Origin of the sequence: Paenibacillus terricola (assembly GCF_014779765.1) — a bacterium.
In the GTDB taxonomy this organism is placed as follows: Bacteria; Bacillota; Bacilli; order Paenibacillales; family Paenibacillaceae; genus Paenibacillus_T; species Paenibacillus_T terricola.
Genome location: NZ_JACXZA010000005.1, coordinates 612,915 through 628,743, shown reverse-complemented (window position 1 = coordinate 628,743; position 15,829 = coordinate 612,915). Strand labels below are relative to the sequence as shown.

Annotated in this window: 13 protein-coding genes; 11 read left to right on the top strand and 2 right to left on the bottom strand. The window is 51.1% G+C overall.

What is annotated here, in order from left to right; all coding sequences use genetic code 11:
* Positions 1-94 precede the first annotated feature (94 nt).
* The gene (locus H8B09_RS21580; RefSeq protein WP_191205615.1) at positions 95-592 is read right to left on the bottom strand and encodes a hypothetical protein; all 498 of its coding nucleotides are present in this window, start codon (positions 590-592) and stop codon (positions 95-97) included.
* 499 nt (positions 593-1,091) lie between these two features.
* Here H8B09_RS21580 and H8B09_RS21570 point away from each other — a divergent pair, with 499 nt between their 5' ends.
* The 7 genes from H8B09_RS21570 (at position 1,092) to nagZ (ending at position 10,779) form a co-directional block, all read left to right on the top strand.
* The gene (locus H8B09_RS21570) at positions 1,092-2,219 is read left to right on the top strand and encodes an SEC-C metal-binding domain-containing protein (RefSeq protein ID WP_191205613.1); all 1,128 of its coding nucleotides are present in this window, start codon (positions 1,092-1,094) and stop codon (positions 2,217-2,219) included.
* 181 nt (positions 2,220-2,400) lie between these two features.
* On the top strand, positions 2,401-3,819 hold the full coding sequence (locus H8B09_RS21565; protein ID WP_191205612.1) for an extracellular solute-binding protein: 1,419 nt from the start codon (positions 2,401-2,403) through the stop codon (positions 3,817-3,819).
* An 85-nt stretch (positions 3,820-3,904) separates the two neighbouring features.
* On the top strand, positions 3,905-4,786 hold the full coding sequence (locus tag H8B09_RS21560; protein ID WP_191205611.1) for a carbohydrate ABC transporter permease: 882 nt from the start codon (positions 3,905-3,907) through the stop codon (positions 4,784-4,786).
* Positions 4,787-4,788: 2 nt separating this feature from the next.
* Positions 4,789-5,670 carry a carbohydrate ABC transporter permease gene (locus H8B09_RS21555; RefSeq protein WP_191205610.1) on the top strand — a complete coding sequence of 294 codons (882 nt, stop codon included), beginning with the start codon at positions 4,789-4,791 and terminating at the stop codon, positions 5,668-5,670.
* 66 nt (positions 5,671-5,736) lie between these two features.
* Positions 5,737-7,572 carry a cache domain-containing sensor histidine kinase gene (locus H8B09_RS21550; protein ID WP_191205609.1) on the top strand — a complete coding sequence of 612 codons (1,836 nt, stop codon included), beginning with the start codon at positions 5,737-5,739 and terminating at the stop codon, positions 7,570-7,572.
* Positions 7,547-9,163 carry a response regulator gene (locus tag H8B09_RS21545; protein ID WP_191205608.1) on the top strand — a complete coding sequence of 539 codons (1,617 nt, stop codon included), beginning with the start codon at positions 7,547-7,549 and terminating at the stop codon, positions 9,161-9,163. The genes H8B09_RS21550 and H8B09_RS21545 overlap by 26 nt, the downstream gene beginning before the upstream one ends.
* Positions 9,164-9,165: 2 nt before the next feature.
* Positions 9,166-10,779 (top strand): beta-N-acetylhexosaminidase, encoded by a 1,614-nt coding sequence (gene nagZ, locus H8B09_RS21540; protein WP_191205607.1) that lies wholly within the window; start codon positions 9,166-9,168, stop codon positions 10,777-10,779.
* Between the two features lie 122 nt (positions 10,780-10,901).
* Here nagZ and H8B09_RS21535 read toward each other — a convergent pair whose 3' ends face one another.
* A complete protein-coding gene (locus tag H8B09_RS21535) occupies positions 10,902-11,111 on the bottom strand; it encodes a hypothetical protein (RefSeq protein WP_191205606.1) in 210 nt (69 codons plus the stop codon).
* Positions 11,112-11,282: 171 nt separating this feature from the next.
* Here H8B09_RS21535 and H8B09_RS21530 point away from each other — a divergent pair, with 171 nt between their 5' ends.
* The 4 genes from H8B09_RS21530 to H8B09_RS21515 all read left to right on the top strand — a co-directional run bounded on the left by H8B09_RS21530 (position 11,283) and on the right by H8B09_RS21515 (position 15,815).
* Positions 11,283-12,146 carry a serine/threonine protein kinase gene (locus H8B09_RS21530; RefSeq protein WP_191205605.1) on the top strand — a complete coding sequence of 288 codons (864 nt, stop codon included), beginning with the start codon at positions 11,283-11,285 and terminating at the stop codon, positions 12,144-12,146.
* 86 nt (positions 12,147-12,232) lie between these two features.
* The gene (locus H8B09_RS21525; protein ID WP_191205604.1) at positions 12,233-12,508 is read left to right on the top strand and encodes a hypothetical protein; all 276 of its coding nucleotides are present in this window, start codon (positions 12,233-12,235) and stop codon (positions 12,506-12,508) included.
* A gap of 179 nt (positions 12,509-12,687) precedes the next feature.
* Positions 12,688-14,130, top strand: coding sequence for an S-layer homology domain-containing protein (locus H8B09_RS21520; RefSeq protein ID WP_191205603.1), 1,443 nt, complete (start codon positions 12,688-12,690; stop codon positions 14,128-14,130).
* A gap of 215 nt (positions 14,131-14,345) precedes the next feature.
* Positions 14,346-15,815, top strand: a complete 1,470-nt coding sequence (locus tag H8B09_RS21515) for a copper amine oxidase N-terminal domain-containing protein (RefSeq protein WP_191205602.1) — start codon at positions 14,346-14,348, stop codon at positions 15,813-15,815.
* The last annotated feature ends 14 nt before the right edge of the window (positions 15,816-15,829 follow it).

Here is a 15,829-nt window from a genome sequence, read left to right as displayed (position 1 = left end):
AATGAACGGGGGACGGTCCCTTTTTGACATATGGAGAGTGGGTTGAAGGAATGGCACGGGCCGTTTCAGTCGGAGGCGGACTACTTCCTCAATCTTAGTATTGGGGAGCGTTAACGTTAAGGTTCATCTTAGCCCCATCCGTTGTATAAACATACACTTCCCAGTCACCGGAAAGTCCAATTGCTGAGTCCGCGAGTTCTGTAAATGATCTCAGCTTACCCGTACCCGCGGCAATATCGACTGTTTCGAGTTTTACGCCGTTGCGCTTTACATCAAATTTCACCATTCCAGTGCCATTATTCGAAACATAGATGTTAAGGTTACGGCCATTCTCGGGAGCGGTCGAGAACTCGTTATAGTAAGCACTAGCACCATTGTGTGTGACTTGTGAAATCATTGCTGTATGAAACGATTCGTTGATTGGACCCGTGAATGTTGTGATGTGTTGTTGAATATTGCTTGGGGCCGTATTTACGACCGCAGTATCTACTTGTTGAGTATTTCTACTATTGGTCGACGCTGCAAATCCAACGGATAGGAGTAGTAAACCGGCTGCGACAGTTGCGCCAATGACTATGGCTTTCTTGAACATTGGTCCTCCTCTAAGAACAGTAAACTGGTGTTGTGTATACTAATATACCACTATTTAGGTGGCTATACAGTAGGAAGGGATATAGGTAAGCAAGTTAGTCGGGGGCGGTATGTGCAACGGTTGTGAGAGTGCTTATTGTGCGTCGAGCGGGCTTTTTCACTAACTTACGGTTGTCACAGTGCTTATTACTCCAGAATGCGGCTGAAAGACCCCGAGATTACTCCATTAGCCTCGCATTCAACCGTTAGAGTTCCAAATGCCGTCATTTCGCCGCAATAGCCAATATAGCAACCGTTGCAATCCCGCCGCCTGATCACAACTGACGATTGATTCGCCGATCGCGCTGTGTTCAATAGCAACCGTTGCGTCCCCGCCACCTGCATCCGACTCGGCATACATATTCCCCTCCTCCGAGTTTTCTGAGGATAACACGTGTGGATAAGCGCTAAATCAATTAAACTAATAACAAATAAATACGGAATATGGGGGACTAAAGGTTATGAATTTGGCAAAAGAGCTTGAAAAGTTAAATATTCAACATGCGATTAAAGGCGAGGTAACAACGGAATTAAAGGACATTCTGCTTAAGCTGACCAAGGAGCGGCTGAGCGATCTCGCTTCAAGCTATAATGTACCGGGACGATCCAAAATGAATAAGTCGGCGCTGGCTGATGCATTAATGGAACGAATTGCAGATGGGAACGAGGTCAGTATTGCGTTTCAGGTTGCCAGACCGAGAGATTGGGAGCTTGCTCAGCGACTGCTCCAAGTACCCTATCTGCATGATGACGGAATCGTACCGGGACAATATGTGTCGCTTATGAATCGCGGCATGTTGTTCTCCTTCTATTCGGATGAGAAGCTTACCTACCTTATTCCGTCCGAGATCCAAGAGGCCTACCGTCAGCTTCCGTTCAGCGAATTCATGGAATCGCGTGATCGTTGTCAGTTAGTTAGTCAGTATGTCGATGCATGCGTTAATTTATATGGCGTTTGTTCCATCGGTACAGTATATGAAATTTATCTCGGGCAGCACACGAGTGCTGAAACGATGACGCCCGAGGAGTTTGCGCAGTCAGCCAAGCTGTTAATGAGCGATCGGCAGACATGGGTCTATGAAGACGGGAAATTTATTAGCGAAGGGATAGACGGCGAGGAGGAGCTGGAGCTGCTCCTGCAAGGCATTGAGAGTAAGCCCTATTACATTCCTGATAAGGAACGGTTCTTGAAATATGCGGACAACCTTTACTATGATTGGACGCTGCAGCTGGAGAGCTTGAAATCCTATTTGTTAAAAAGCTTTCCGAAGCATGCATCGATGGTCGAGGATCTGGTGGACGACATTCAACTCGTATGTTCAATGGACGAACCGTTGGACGAGGTCATCTATGAGCTCGAACGAAGAGAGCTGGAATTTAATACGGAAGCCCAGTTTGAACGCTTCATCAAGCTTGTAATTGACGTGAAGAACAATACGAGACTTTGGGTGAATCACGGCTATACGCCTAATGAGTTTAGTCAGCTCTTTAGCGAACAAAAGCCAACAGCTGCTCCAACCTCTAAAGCGGGTCGCAACGACCCTTGCCCGTGCGGCAGCGGCAAGAAGTACAAGAAATGCTGCATGTAAGGTAGTTCAAAAAGTCCACCTTCTTGGCTGGACTTTTTTGCACACGCCCTATAAGGGGCCAAATTAAGAGTAGAGAATTTTACCCCTCGATCGTGGAAATGTGAATCTTATGCATCGCAGAGGCGGGGACTATAATCGAATTGTAAAGAAGATTTCACATTATCGATCAGGGGGTCATCGAATGAAGAAGTCGATTTATCTAGGCATTACGCTTATCCTTGCAGCTTCCACGGTCCTGAGCGCCTGCGGCGACAAGAGCGACAAATCCTCCACAGAGACAGACAAAACGCAGACGGCAACGACAACCGATACAACAGAGAAAACGGATACGCCTGCGAAGACGGAAGACACGCCGAAGAAGGAAGAAGCAGAGCCATTCACCGTTTCGCTGCGTCACATTCAAGTATCGGATGCACAGAAATTCCGCAAAGCGATTCTGGACGATGTCGTGAAGAAAACAGAAGCGGATGTGCCGGGCTTAACGATCGAGCTTGACGGCGTAGAGGACCAAGTTAACCGGTTCACGAAGCTTCCGGCAGAGATGGCTGCAGGCAACCCGCCTAAGATCTTCGACTTGTTCGGCGGCGCGGGTGACGCGCTCAAATATGCGAAAGCGGGACGTTTGCTCGATCTGACTCCAATCATTGCGGAGCTCGGCATCGGTGACAAATTCCTGAACCTGAACCAGTTCACATTGGACGGTAAAGTGTACGGCTTGCCAATCGGCGGCAGCACGGAAGGTTTCTTCTATAGCAAGCCGCTGTTCGAGAAATATGGCATCAAAGAGCCGACCACTTGGGACGAACTCGAAGCAGCAGCGGATACGCTGAGCAAAAATAAAATTACGCCATTCGCAATGGGCTCCAAAGGTGCATGGGTACCAAACATGCTCGTCAATACGCTCATCGGACGTTATGCAGGACCAGAAGCGATCGACGGCTTCCCAGCCGGATCGCAGGCATGGAACTCGCCAGAGGTTGTAGCGGCATTCTCGAAGTATCAAGAGTGGGAGAAGAAGGGCTACTTCACGAAAGGCGAGCTTGGCCTGGAGTATGCTGACATGCTCAACCAGTTCGTTACTGGCAAAGCAGGCATGATGTTCGACGGCAGCTGGCGTTCGTCCGTATTCAAGGATCAAGCGCAAGCTGGCGATTTGACGAACCAAGTTGGTTTCTTCACAATGCCGGGCGTACCGAACGGCAAAGGCAACCAATTGGCGGTTAACGGTAACTACAGTAACGGTTATGGCTTCTCCGCTGATCTGAAACCGGAAGAGCTGACGGCTGTTAAGGCTTTCATTAAAAATATGTACAGCGAAGAAATGCAGCTGCGCGGTCTGCTCGAAGACGGCTTGCTGCCGTCGATGAAGCTGTCCGACGAATCGATCGCGAAGGTTGAAGATCCAATTGTTAAGCAAGTGATGCAAATTCTCGGCAACTCCGGCGGCGCATTCTCGCACTTCGACTCGACAGTAGCTTCTGATGTATACAAAGAATCGGAATCGCAAATTCAGAAGCTGATCGCTGGCAAGTCGTCGGCGCAAGAAGTAGCAGATGCAATGCAGAAGGTACAAGAGAAAGCACTCGCCGCTGCGAAATAATTGACACCATCGGCCAATGCTTGATAGAGGCGTCGCCCGCCCGACACGCGGGCGGCGCCTTTCTATCCTTATGAGGGGGCAAATCATGAAAAGCACGCTGAAAAATCCCTATGTATACGCGATGTTCGTTCTTCCAACCTTGCTGCTGTACTGCTTGTTCTTCATTTATCCGATGGCATCTTCTTCGTTCTACGCGTTCACCGATTGGAACGGACTCGAAGACTATAAGTTCATTGGATTCGACAACTTTACTACCGCATTCAACGATCCGGATTTCCGCAATGCGATCGTTAACAATATGTATTTCATTTTGTTCTCCGTCTTTATCCAAGTGCCGCTTATTATTTTCTTTGCAATTCTCGTTGGTCATGTCAAGCGATTCCAGGGTTTCTACAAAACAACCGTATTCATTCCTTCGATTCTGTCCACTTCCGTAATCGGCATTCTGTGGGGCTTCATCTATGAACCGGAGATCGGGCCGCTGAACAAGCTGCTGTCCGTATTCGGCATTGATCCGATCTACTGGCTGGCGGATACCAAATGGGCGATGTTCGCAGTCCTTGCAACTAATGCATGGCAGTGGATGGGCTTCTACATCGTACTTGTATTAGCTGCGATTCTGGCGATTCCGAGAGAAGTCAATGAAGCAGCCGAAATCGACGGCGCAAGCGGCAGACAACGCGCGCTTCTCATTACAGTACCGCTCATTCGTCCGATTATTTCCGTCGTTATTATGCTGTCGATCGCAGGCGCAATGCGCGTCGTTGATATCATTCTCGTCATGACGAAGGGCGGCCCGGTCGGCTCGACAGAAGTAATGGCTTCGTATCTCGTTAATGAGGCGATGGGCGTCGATCCGAACTATGGGTTCGGCACCGCGATTTCGCTTATTATTTTCGCCTTTGCACTCGTACTGACCGCACTGTACCAGTTGACGCTCGGAAGAAACCAGGGAGGGAATGATTGATCATGCAAACTTTGCTTAAGCGCACCCAGCCTGCCATTCGCAACCGAGTCGCCGTCCCGAAGCCAGTTAAGCGGGTTCTCCCGCATGTTGTGTTGATGGTTTACGTGGCGATCATTCTGTTTCCGTTCATATTCGTTGTTTTCTCTTCCTTGAAGCAGAGCAATCTGGAGATCGCTGCGCACCCGTTCGGTTTCCCGACGAAGCTATATTTTCACAACTATGTTGAAGCTTGGGTGAAGGCCAAAATAGGTGTATACTTCTGGAACAGTTTATACTTATCATTATCCTCATCGGCAGTTGGTGTGCTGCTAGCAGCTGCAACTGCCTTCGCGCTCACGCGGATGAAGCTTCTCCGCACGAGCAAGGTCATCTATCAGTTCGTACTGATCGGGATGCTTATTCCTGGTAACGTACTTTTCATCGCGCAATATATGCTCGTCATGAAGATGGGCATTCTGAATACGCACTGGGCGCTGTTTCTGCCGTATACCGCGGGCGCACTGCCATTGAGCGTCTTGTTGATCGCTGCATTCATGCGCAATATTCCAACGGATCTAGAGGAAGCGGCTGTCGTAGACGGCATGGGTGCGATCCGTATGTTCCTTGTGCTTATTCTGCCGCTCACGATGCCGGCGCTTGTAACGGTATTCATCGTGAACTTCCTCGGCGTCTGGAACGAATATTTGCTCGCGAATTTCTTTATTAGCAAGGATGCGCTCCGAACGCTGCCGACAGGTATGGTCGGCTTCCGCGATTCGTTCCAGACGAATTACGCGCTTATCTGTACCGGCATCGTGTTTAGCGTAACGCCAGTGCTGGTCCTCTATGCTTTCTTGCAGGAGAAAATCATTGAAGGCATTACGGCGGGCAGCGTGAAGGGATAACCACCCAAGAGAGCGAAACGATAGGAATGGCGTAACCAATCATCGAGAAGGAGCCGTGCAGCCATTATGTCACTTCCATATAAACTGTTTGGCGCCTTTATGACGTTCATTATCGTTCCGCTCATCGCGCTTGGCTTCGCGCTCTATATTCTTGTTACGAATATGATCGAAGAGAAATATTCCGGACAAGCCGAACTAACGCTTCGTGCACTTACGCAGAGTGTCGGTTTCGTATTCGGCGAGATGAACAAGGTGACGGACAGCACCATTGCCAGCGATGCGATTCAAGAGATGCTCAATAACGGCTATGAGACGGACTTGAAAGAAATCGATTACTTGGACCTGAACAAGGTCCAGCGTAATTTCCGCGATTTGCTCATCAACCATCCGTCTGTCAGCTACGCCTTTATGTACACGCTCAACAACGAGCGAATCAATCGTATCTTCACCAAAGAACACTTCCAGGCGATGCCGTTCGCTCAGTTCAAGAAGCAGGAGATCTACCAGCAGGTGCTCGATCGCAAGGGACAGCCAGTCTGGGTTGGGCCTTACGAGTATCCGGAGCTGACGGGCGTCGATCCGGTGTTCACACAGATTCGGGTCGTCAAAGATATTGCTACGCTCAATGATAAAGGGATTCTGCTCGTTCAGATTAAGAACTCCGGCATCGAGTCGGTCTTCCGTTATTTCCGCTACAAGCAGAAGCAGAGCACGACGGAGTTTCTCATTGTGAACGGCAAAGGACTCATTATGTACGACAGCAGCGAGAAACTGAACGGCAAGTTCATTAATCAATATGTGAAAAAGCCGCTTGTCCTGGACACCACTTATCGAAGTGGCAGGGGCAAGTTCGACGGGCAGGATAGCGTCATCTCCAGCATCGGAGCCGGCATTGAGAAGGAAGACTGGCATCTCGTCTCGATTACGTCTTGGAAGTCGCTATCGAGCGAAGTTGGCCTATACTCCCGCTGGGTTGTCGGCATCCTCCTGTTCTGCGTGTTGTCCGCGTGTTACTTCATTATGTTCTTCGCGAACCGTATCGCGAAGTCGATTCTTCAGACGGTGAAGTTCATGCGCCGCGTGGAGAGAGGCGATCTGAACGCTCGACTGCCGATCAAAGGGAACGATGAGACGGCGCTTCTGGCAAGAGGTTTCAACAGTCTCGTATCGCAGGTCTCGGAGCTGCTGACTGAGGTTAAGAGCGAGCAGGAGCGGAAGCGTCATGCCGAACTGCAGGCGCTTCAGGCGCAGATCAAGCCGCATTTTCTGTTCAATGCGCTGGAATCGATCAACGTGCTCGCTGTGCAGAACCAAGGCAAGAAGGTCAGCCAGATGGTAACGCGGCTAGGCAGCCTGCTTCGGATCAGCATTACGCAGCGGGAGCAGATCACTGTCGAGCAGGAGCTTGATCATCTGCTCAGCTACTTGGGCATCCAGAAATTCCGATTCGAGGAGCTGTTTGACTTCGAGATCGATATTCCGCCAGAGCTGATGCGTTATGAAATGCTGAAGTTGACGCTGCAGCCGCTCGTTGAGAACTGTATCCAGCACGGTTTTGAGGGTATCGATTACATGGGCCATATTCGAGTATCCGCTCGTGAGGAAGGCGATTCGCTTGCCTTCTATATAGAGGATAATGGGATTGGCATTCCTCCAGAGCGGCTTCAAACGTTCAACTACGACCGCCAGATGAAGGACAGCCGGCATGAGGATTCACCGCAGACGGGAGAGGCGCGTGGACTCGGCGTTTACAATGTTGCGGACCGCATCCGCATTCAATATGGCAGCAGATATGGCCTGTTTATATGCAGTGAGCAGGGCAGAGGGACAACGATGAAGTTCACCATTCCGAAGAAGGACATTGGGAGTGATGCACATGAGACTGAAGGCGCTGCTGATTGATGATGAAGTGCATATTCTGAAGAACCTGCAGATTGTCCTGCCATGGGATGAGCTAGAGGTGGAGGTCGTTGGTCTGGCTCGAAATGGGGTGCAGGCGCTCGAGCTTGTGGCGGAGCATCACCCAGACATTATTCTATGCGACATCCGCATGCCGGTCATGGATGGCATCGCCTTCCTTGGACGGCTGCGCGAGCTCGGTGAAGAAGCCGAGGTCGTCATGCTGACCGGTTATCAGGACTTCGAATATGCCCGTTCGGTCATGAAGTTCGGCGTGCGCGATTATGTGCTTAAGCCGATTGACTATGAGGAGCTGACGAATATTATCGGACGGCTCGCGGATACGATTCGCGAACGCAGACGGGAGCGGCATGCAGCGCAGGCGCAGCTTGGCCAAGCGGTTCATCTCGTGCACGAGAAGATGCTCTACGATATTCTGATGGACTATTCGTCTGTGCAGACACAGTTCATGTTCGATGATGTAGAGGTCGATGCAAGTCGGTTCCGATATATTCTAATGCTTGCTGATATTGACGACTATACGCACAAGTATCGTTTCACGTCCGAGCAAGATCGGAAGCTTCGCAATTTCGCTGTTCGCAACGTGCTGCAGGATGCGCTGCAAAGCGAAGGGCTGCGATATGCCGTGCTGCAAATGCGCGAGGGCGAATGGTGTATTCTGCACGAGAAGGACGAGGCAGAGGCCGCGGTCACTGAGGTGAATGTGCGGTGTTGGGCCGGATTGCTGCAATCGGCGGTTGAGAGCCATGTTGGCGTTAAGCTGTCGATAGGCGCGCATCCGCATGAAATTCCGCTCGAGGAGCTGTCTGCAACGTATCGTTCGCTGCAGAAGAAGGTGCATCTGGCATCCGTCAAGGATCGCTCGATTCTGCTATCGAGCGAAGGGGATGCAGCAACGGACGGGGAAGAGACGCTGTGGGTGACCCTGGAGGAGCTGGTGTCCGCACTTAAGCGCAACGACCGTGAGGGAGTAGAGACGGTGCTGCAGCAGTTGACGGCACGCGTTCAAGCGGTGCCGGGAAGATCGCTGGCGCATGCGGAGAAGCTGGTCCATTTTGCCGCGATGCATCTGATGCGGGAGATGCGCGATCTGAATGTGCTGTCCGCCGCGGAGGAGAAAGAAATCTGGACCGTTATGGAGCAGGCAACTCGTGTGAAGGATATGCTGGCCGTTGTGCGGCGCATCATGAATGCGAGTCTGGAGTCGTCGATGAGTCGTAAATCGGGCGATGTGCTTATGCATACAGCGAAGGATTACATCGGCGCTCATCTGTCGCGCGACCTCGGCATCGACGAGGTGGCAGGCAATCTCGGCATTAGCGCGAGCTACTTCAGTCAGCTGTTCAAGCAGCATGTTGGCTGTACGTTCGTCGAGTATGTGACGGCGGAACGCATTGCGCTTGCGAAGTCGCTGCTGCTAATGACAGACCGGAGCATTACCGATATCGGACGGTCGGTCGGCTATGCGGAGCGGCGTTATTTTACGAAAGTGTTCCATAAGATTACGGGAGAAATCCCTTCTGAATATCGGGAGAAGCGAGCCGGCAAGAACAAGGAAACTTGGGGGGAATAAGCATGGTGGACTTATCGACGTGGAGCTTGCGGGACAAAATCGGCCAGATCGTCATGTGTGGATTCGACGGTACAACGCCAACGGAAGGCATTAAGCAGCTGATTCAAGATTATAAGCTTGGCGGCATTATTTATTTCCGACGCAATGTTGGCCCAAGCAGCGAGGTTGCAAGGTTGTCGGCTGAGCTTCAAGCGTTGTCGAGCAAAGTGACGGACGTTCCGCTCTGGATCGCAATCGACCAAGAGGGCGGCATGGTGTCGCGAATTGATCAGGACGTTGCGCTGATGCCAGGCAATATGGCTATTGGGGCGACGGGCAGGTTGGAATATGCCTATCGTACGGCAAGAGTATCGGCCGACGAGCTGCTGCAGATGGGCATCAATATGAACTTCGCACCTTGTCTGGATGTGAACAACAATCCGGCGAACCCTGTTATCGGTGTCAGGTCCTTCGGAGAGAACCCAGAGAAGGTAGCTGAGCTGGGCGCGGCGGCGATTGAGGGCTATCAAGAGTCGGGCGTGTCGGCTTGCGCGAAGCATTTTCCGGGTCATGGCGATACATCGGCGGATTCTCATCACGAGCTTCCCGTCGTAAGGCATGACCATGACAGACTGCATGCAGTAGAGCTTGTCCCGTTCCGTAGAGCCATTGAAGCGGGTGTCGATGCGATCATGACGGCGCATGTGATGTTCCCGGCCTATGAGAATTCAGGCGTCCCATCTACGCTGTCGAACAATATTATTACCGGATTGCTTCGGGAAGAGCTTGGTTATAACGGCGTTATCGTTACAGACTGCTTAGAGATGAAGGCGATCTCGGAGACGGTCGGCATTGGCAAGGGCGCTGTCATGTCACTTCAAGCGGGTGTTGATCTTGTATTAGTCAGCCATCGGTTGGATCGGCAGCTTGAGGCATTCGAAGCGATTCATGCGGCCGTCGCTAGCGGCGAGCTTACCGAGGAACGGATCGATCAATCGGTGCGCCGAATTGTCGAGTTGAAGCTCCGCCGCGGGCAGGCCGGCAGCAGCGTGATCGGAGACGACGCCGCTATTGGATCCGAGACGCATCTCGCGGTGGCGCGTGAAGCGGCGGAGCACAGTGTAACGCTGGTGCGCAACGAGAACCAGGCCGTGCCGCTGCAGAAGGGTGTACCGACGTTCGTCATTTGGCCGGAAGTACGGACGAATACGGAGGTCGACGAGATCATTGCTCAGAATGTGACGATCGGCAGCGCGCTTCGTGCCTATAATGGCACAGTTGTGGAACATGTCATCGGAACGGAGCCGACACAAGAGGAAATTGAGCAGGCGCTGCAAGCAAGTGCCGGATATGCACAGGTGGTGGTCGGCACGTATAACGCGTCCTTCTCCACCGGTCAGACCGCGCTTGTGAACGGACTGCTTGCTAGAGACGGCGTGAAGGTCGTTGTCGCAGCACTGCGCAATCCGTACGATCTGAACCAGTTCCCGAAAGTACATGGCTATCTGGCCTGCTACGAGAACCGGCCGATTATGATGGAGGCGCTGGCGAAAGTTCTTGCTGGAGAAGCTAGGCCGTTAGGCAAGCTTCCCGTTACGATAACGGAGCAGTACGCGTATGGCCACGGATTAGCTTAATGTATTGAAGACTTGGCAGCCTCGCTGCTGCCGGCTCAGCTAAGAGGTGTAGAGCGTGTTTAACAATAAAGCCTTGAATGAAGCGCGGCGTGCGCGGTTTCATTCAAGGCTTTATTTTACGATTAGCTGCTATAGCTGCCGTGTTTCTTTTTATAGATGCCATGGCCGTAGTTCTTATTCTGAGGCGGGTAGTAATTGCCCTTCTTATAGTCGCTGCTGCTGTGACTATGATGAGGATAACCGTAGTGACCTTGCTGTCCGTAGTGACCGTGTTTGCCATGTTTGTGGCCCGTTAATGATCCGAGAAGCCGATTCACCAAATGTCTTAACATGTGAGAGACCTCCTAATCGATTCGAGAAAGCTGTGAATCTGAATGTACCCTTTCATACGTTCGACCCCTCATGAGGTTTCGGCTCTATGCGCCTAATGTGTGCATCAGCACGAGATGGAAGAGAAACCGACACACCCTGCGCATCGTATGTGAGACCAAGGAGGCGATCGGATGGTGGCACGACTCTGGGCGTGGTGGAAGCAGAGACAGCTTTATTGGATGGACTATCCGCTCCGCCAAGGAATGGTGTGGGCTGGCCGATATCGGATTGAACAATATATTGGCGAGGGCAGCTATGGTCAGGCTTATCGTTGTACGGATCAACAGACGGGAAGTACGGTACTGTTAAAGCGGAGCAAACCGAGCAAGCGAGAGGTCGGGCAGAGACTGCTGCGACGCGAGAGCGATGTGATGCAGGCGCTTCGTCATCCGCAAATACCAAGCTGGCTTGGCGAGGTTGTGCATCGCCGGGAGTCTGCGCTTGTTATGGCGTTCATCGAGGGAGAAGATCTAGAACGTTCGATGACCGAGCAGGGCAGGACTTATACGCAATGGCAGGCGCTTCGGATTGTGCGCGAGCTGCTGCAGCCGATTGGGCATCTGCATGCTGCCGGTTTCGTTCACCGGGATGTTCGTATACCGAACGTGGTGGTATGCGGCGAACGCATCTATCTGATCGATTACGGTCTAGCCTGTCGGATCGGAGAAGAGCCGCAGGCAGAAGGGGCGACTGGGATATCGAAGGAGCAGGAGCCGATCGGCTTCGCCGATGGTTGGGAAGCGGTGAAGCAGCGGATGCGTGCACCGGAGACGACTAGTGATCTGCATGGACTAGGGCATCTGTTCTTGTTCCTGATGTATGCCGGCTATGAGCCCGATGAAGGGCGGGAGGAGCTGAGCTGGGAACAAGAACTGACGCTGGATACGAATGTGAAGTCATTCATTCGCGGACTTCTGGATGGGCGATGGCAGACAGCGATGGCATGCGAGCAGGCGCTTAGTCATTTGTTGCAAGATGAAGAAGACGATGGGTAGACCAATTTGGATGCGTTAGTATACTAATGTTTTCCAGATGGGAAAATAAGTACATGGGAGCAAATTTGATTCGTGGAGGCTAACCCGTGACATACAGTATGTCCAAGCTCGCGTTAATGATCTCTGCCTTAAGCGGATTCGCTTATCTAATTGTTTATGTCCGAACGAGAAAGCGTGTAGGCAGCTTTATTGCCCAGGAATCGCAATACTACAATAATGGCAACAGCGAGTCTGAGGAGGATCTGCAAGCTTTTCAGAACGAATACCGCTCCATGTTCATCACTACCCAATACGTTATGATCCTGCTGGCGATGGCGGCCATTGTCTTCGGCGTAATCGGCGTGCTTGGATATACTTCGTAATAGAGATGTTATTCTATACCCCTGGACCGCATGAGGTCGAGGGGTTATTTGTGCTGCAGCTTTAGATTCGGAGTGGTTCTTCCGATATATGAGGAAAGGTATTCCAAATTAAAGGAGATTAGGTCTTGCGAATTATTAATACTCATTCACAACAACATAGCTCGAGAAGGATGAATCCGTTGAGTCGTAATGCCAATACAGGAGTCCCTTCGCGCTCCATTAGACGTAAGCTTGCTGGCGCTACAGCGGCCATGATGTGTGCGGCTGCGCTGCTTCAGGCGCCTGCTGTCGTATCGGCAGCATCTTATAGCCCAAGCGGGTGGGCGATGGATGATACCTACGAGGCGCAGCAAATCGGGCTTATCCCGAACATGCTATGGGGCAACTTCCAGAACAAGATTACCCGCGCGGAGTTGAGCGGTGTCATCGTTCGACTGTACGAGAGATTAACGAACAGCAAGGTGCCTGCGGCAGCATCGAATCCGTTCAAGGACACCAAAGATGCCGATGTGCTGAAAGCCTCAGCACTTGGCATTATCGGAGGAACAGGTGCGGGTAAGTTCTCGCCGGATGCAGCAGTGACAAGAGAGCAGTTAGCGGTCATGCTGTACAATACCCTCGTTAAGGCGGGGCTGCAAGACGGGATCAGCGGGGATAAGGCGGCTTCATTCGTCGACGCAGGCTCCATTGCAAGCTGGGCTGTCGAGGCTGTCAGTAAACTCGCAGGAGCGGGCATTATGCAAGGAGCGGATACGAAGAGCGGGCTGCAATTTCAGCCGAAAGCAAACGTGACGCGCGAGCAGATTTTCGTCCTGGCTAACCGTATTGTGAAGGAACAGGGGCCATCTTATATCAATAACGAGTATGAACTGCTGGATGCGGTGGAGCAGCGCAGCAAGCAACTCATCATCCAGGATAGCCGTACGAAGAAAATCTATGATGAAGCATTGCGCATCAATAAAGAGATTATTAAGCCGGAGATGTCCGAATTCGATAAGGAACTCGCCATTCACGATTACATCGTGCTGCATACCGCATATGACTACGATAATTATTTGAAGGATACGATCCCAGCCGATTCTTACAGTGCTTATGGCGTCTTCTTCAAAGGAACGGCGGTATGCCAAGGTTATGCTTACGCAGCACATCTCATGCTTGAGCTTGCGGGCATTGATTCGCAGATCGTAACAGGGACAGCGAACGGCGGCGGCCATGCGTGGAACAAAGTGGAAATTGACGGCGACTACTATAACTTAGATGTCACTTGGGATGATCCGGTGCCTAACGTTGAAGGCCGTACGGTGTACGCCTATTTCAACGTAACGGATGAGCAGCTGGCCAAGAATCACAAATGGGAGATGGGGGATTTCCCATCTGCTACAGCAACAGCGGCTAACTATTATGACTCGAAGGGGCTTGTTGTGAGAAGCGCAGATGAAATGAAAGCGCGTCTGAATGCCGCTATTGCCTCTCGTTCGGAATCCGTTACCTTCCGTGTCGATTATGAAGGCGACGTGCAGGAGGATATGCGGGAAGTCGTCTTCGGGGGAGGCAACATCTCTCGTTATAGTTATAGCTATAATGGCACAGTGTACACCGTGACGCTGCAGTATCGGGGTTAAGAAATGACGGTTCAGGGATGGTCTTCCTTGAATCGTCATTTCTATTTTTTATAACAAAGATTATGGGCCAGCGAAACCTACCCTACCTTGTGTGATGCTATTAATTCTGATAATCTCCCTATTTTTCCTTTTTATGTTGGTATATAATTCATCTGGGTACAGATTAAGAGATGAATTAGCAATAGATTCGAGCTCAATAAAGGAGAATGTGAGGAATGAAATGGCTTCTTATCAGCATCTGCTTATTTCTAACATTAGCAGTCCCGGTATCCGCCGCAAGCAGCAAGTCTAGCACGGATGTGAAGCTTTCTTTGTATATCGACGACACAAGAATAGAAACGGCTCCTCTAGTCATACAAGGTTCCGTCTATATCCCGCTTCGGGCAGCCATGGAGTCTGTCGGTGCCAAGGTTATGTTTACTGGCAAACAGATTGTGATCACCCGCGCCGATACTAAGATTGTCTTGGAGCCCAATAAGACGGACTTCACCATCAATGACATATCCATGTCCACTGCAACACCACCAGTCATTGTCAAACAGAGTTCGTATCTGCCTATCCGGTTGTTCGGCAACGCGCTGGGCTATGACGTCGTTTATGGGCCTTCGGAACACAGGGTCGATCTTCGATCGCCGGGCACCCAGGCTGTCATCTACGGATTTGTCGACGATATTGACGGGCAGGCAATCGCTCAAGGCGTCGTGATCCTCAAGGATGCGACGACTGACGGTACCTATGAAGCGCCGATTCGCAGCGGGTTTTATCGAATCAGCGTCAACCCGCAAACCTATCAATTCGTAGGCTATCGCGACATGCAATCGGAAGACATTCAGAAGGTCGATCCTCGCGAACCGTTCACGGTTACCGCAGGCCAGACATCTTTCTTCAAGTTGTCTCCATCTCAAGCAGGCTACAAAGTCACCTTGCTCGATTGGACCGGGGCGCCGATTGCTGCGGCCACCGTATCCTTTTACACCTCGCATGGTACTGTTTCTGTCAGTATTCGCAATGGCGTAGGCTACCTCGACTTTTACGAGCCGGGCGAGTATAACTTTAATTATTTGACCTTGAGCAACGGCGGCAAAGTAGATCTGGACATTCTCCATCATTTCTCGATTGATGAGAACGGCAATGTCACATCGCTTAATATCGTGGCATACCCTCCTAACTTCAAGGGACAAGTAGAGGGTGAAAGCGAGTTGACATACGGAAACCTGGGAATTTGTTTGTTGGACGAGAACGGACAGAGCAAAGAATGTTATGTAGAGGGAGCACCAGGCGGAAAATATGCGATCTATTTGCCTGATGGCCAATATCAATGGGAAGGCTATTACGATTCGTCGACCCGGCAAAATTTTAAAGTGAATAAGATTTTTACTGTAGCGAATGGAAAACCCGAGACGATCCTGCAAATCTCGAAGCCTGCTGTGAATATTCATGGCTCAGCAAGCACGAATGAGGGCGATCCTGTCTCTGGCGGTTATATTTACTTCAGGAATTCCACGTCGTCGTATTCCGCTTGGGTCGAGCAAGGCAAATACGATCTCTTTATTCCAGATGGCACTTATCGCGTAACTTACGAGCAAGTTCTGGGCGATTACTTCTCTGTCTCGCTGAATACAAGCGTTACAGTAACGAACGGTAAGCTGGACGTTTCACCGGATCTTGTTTTCTATCTTTCATAAGAGATAGTATTAAT

Excerpts from the sequence above, each read along its gene's own strand:
- H8B09_RS21580 (WP_191205615.1), bottom strand. The coding sequence starts at position 592 with ATGTTCAAGAAAGCCATAGTCATTGGCGCAACTGTCGCAGCCGGTTTA.
- H8B09_RS21570 (WP_191205613.1), top strand. The coding sequence starts at position 1,092 with ATGAATTTGGCAAAAGAGCTTGAAAAGTTAAATATTCAACATGCGATT.
- H8B09_RS21565 (WP_191205612.1), top strand. The coding sequence starts at position 2,401 with ATGAAGAAGTCGATTTATCTAGGCATTACGCTTATCCTTGCAGCTTCC.
- H8B09_RS21560 (WP_191205611.1), top strand. The coding sequence starts at position 3,905 with ATGAAAAGCACGCTGAAAAATCCCTATGTATACGCGATGTTCGTTCTT.
- H8B09_RS21555 (WP_191205610.1), top strand. The coding sequence starts at position 4,789 with ATGCAAACTTTGCTTAAGCGCACCCAGCCTGCCATTCGCAACCGAGTC.
- H8B09_RS21550 (WP_191205609.1), top strand. The coding sequence starts at position 5,737 with ATGTCACTTCCATATAAACTGTTTGGCGCCTTTATGACGTTCATTATC.
- H8B09_RS21545 (WP_191205608.1), top strand. The coding sequence starts at position 7,547 with ATGAGACTGAAGGCGCTGCTGATTGATGATGAAGTGCATATTCTGAAG.
- nagZ (WP_191205607.1), top strand. The coding sequence starts at position 9,166 with ATGGTGGACTTATCGACGTGGAGCTTGCGGGACAAAATCGGCCAGATC.
- H8B09_RS21535 (WP_191205606.1), bottom strand. The coding sequence starts at position 11,111 with ATGTTAAGACATTTGGTGAATCGGCTTCTCGGATCATTAACGGGCCAC.
- H8B09_RS21530 (WP_191205605.1), top strand. The coding sequence starts at position 11,283 with ATGGTGGCACGACTCTGGGCGTGGTGGAAGCAGAGACAGCTTTATTGG.
- H8B09_RS21515 (WP_191205602.1), top strand. The coding sequence starts at position 14,346 with ATGAAATGGCTTCTTATCAGCATCTGCTTATTTCTAACATTAGCAGTC.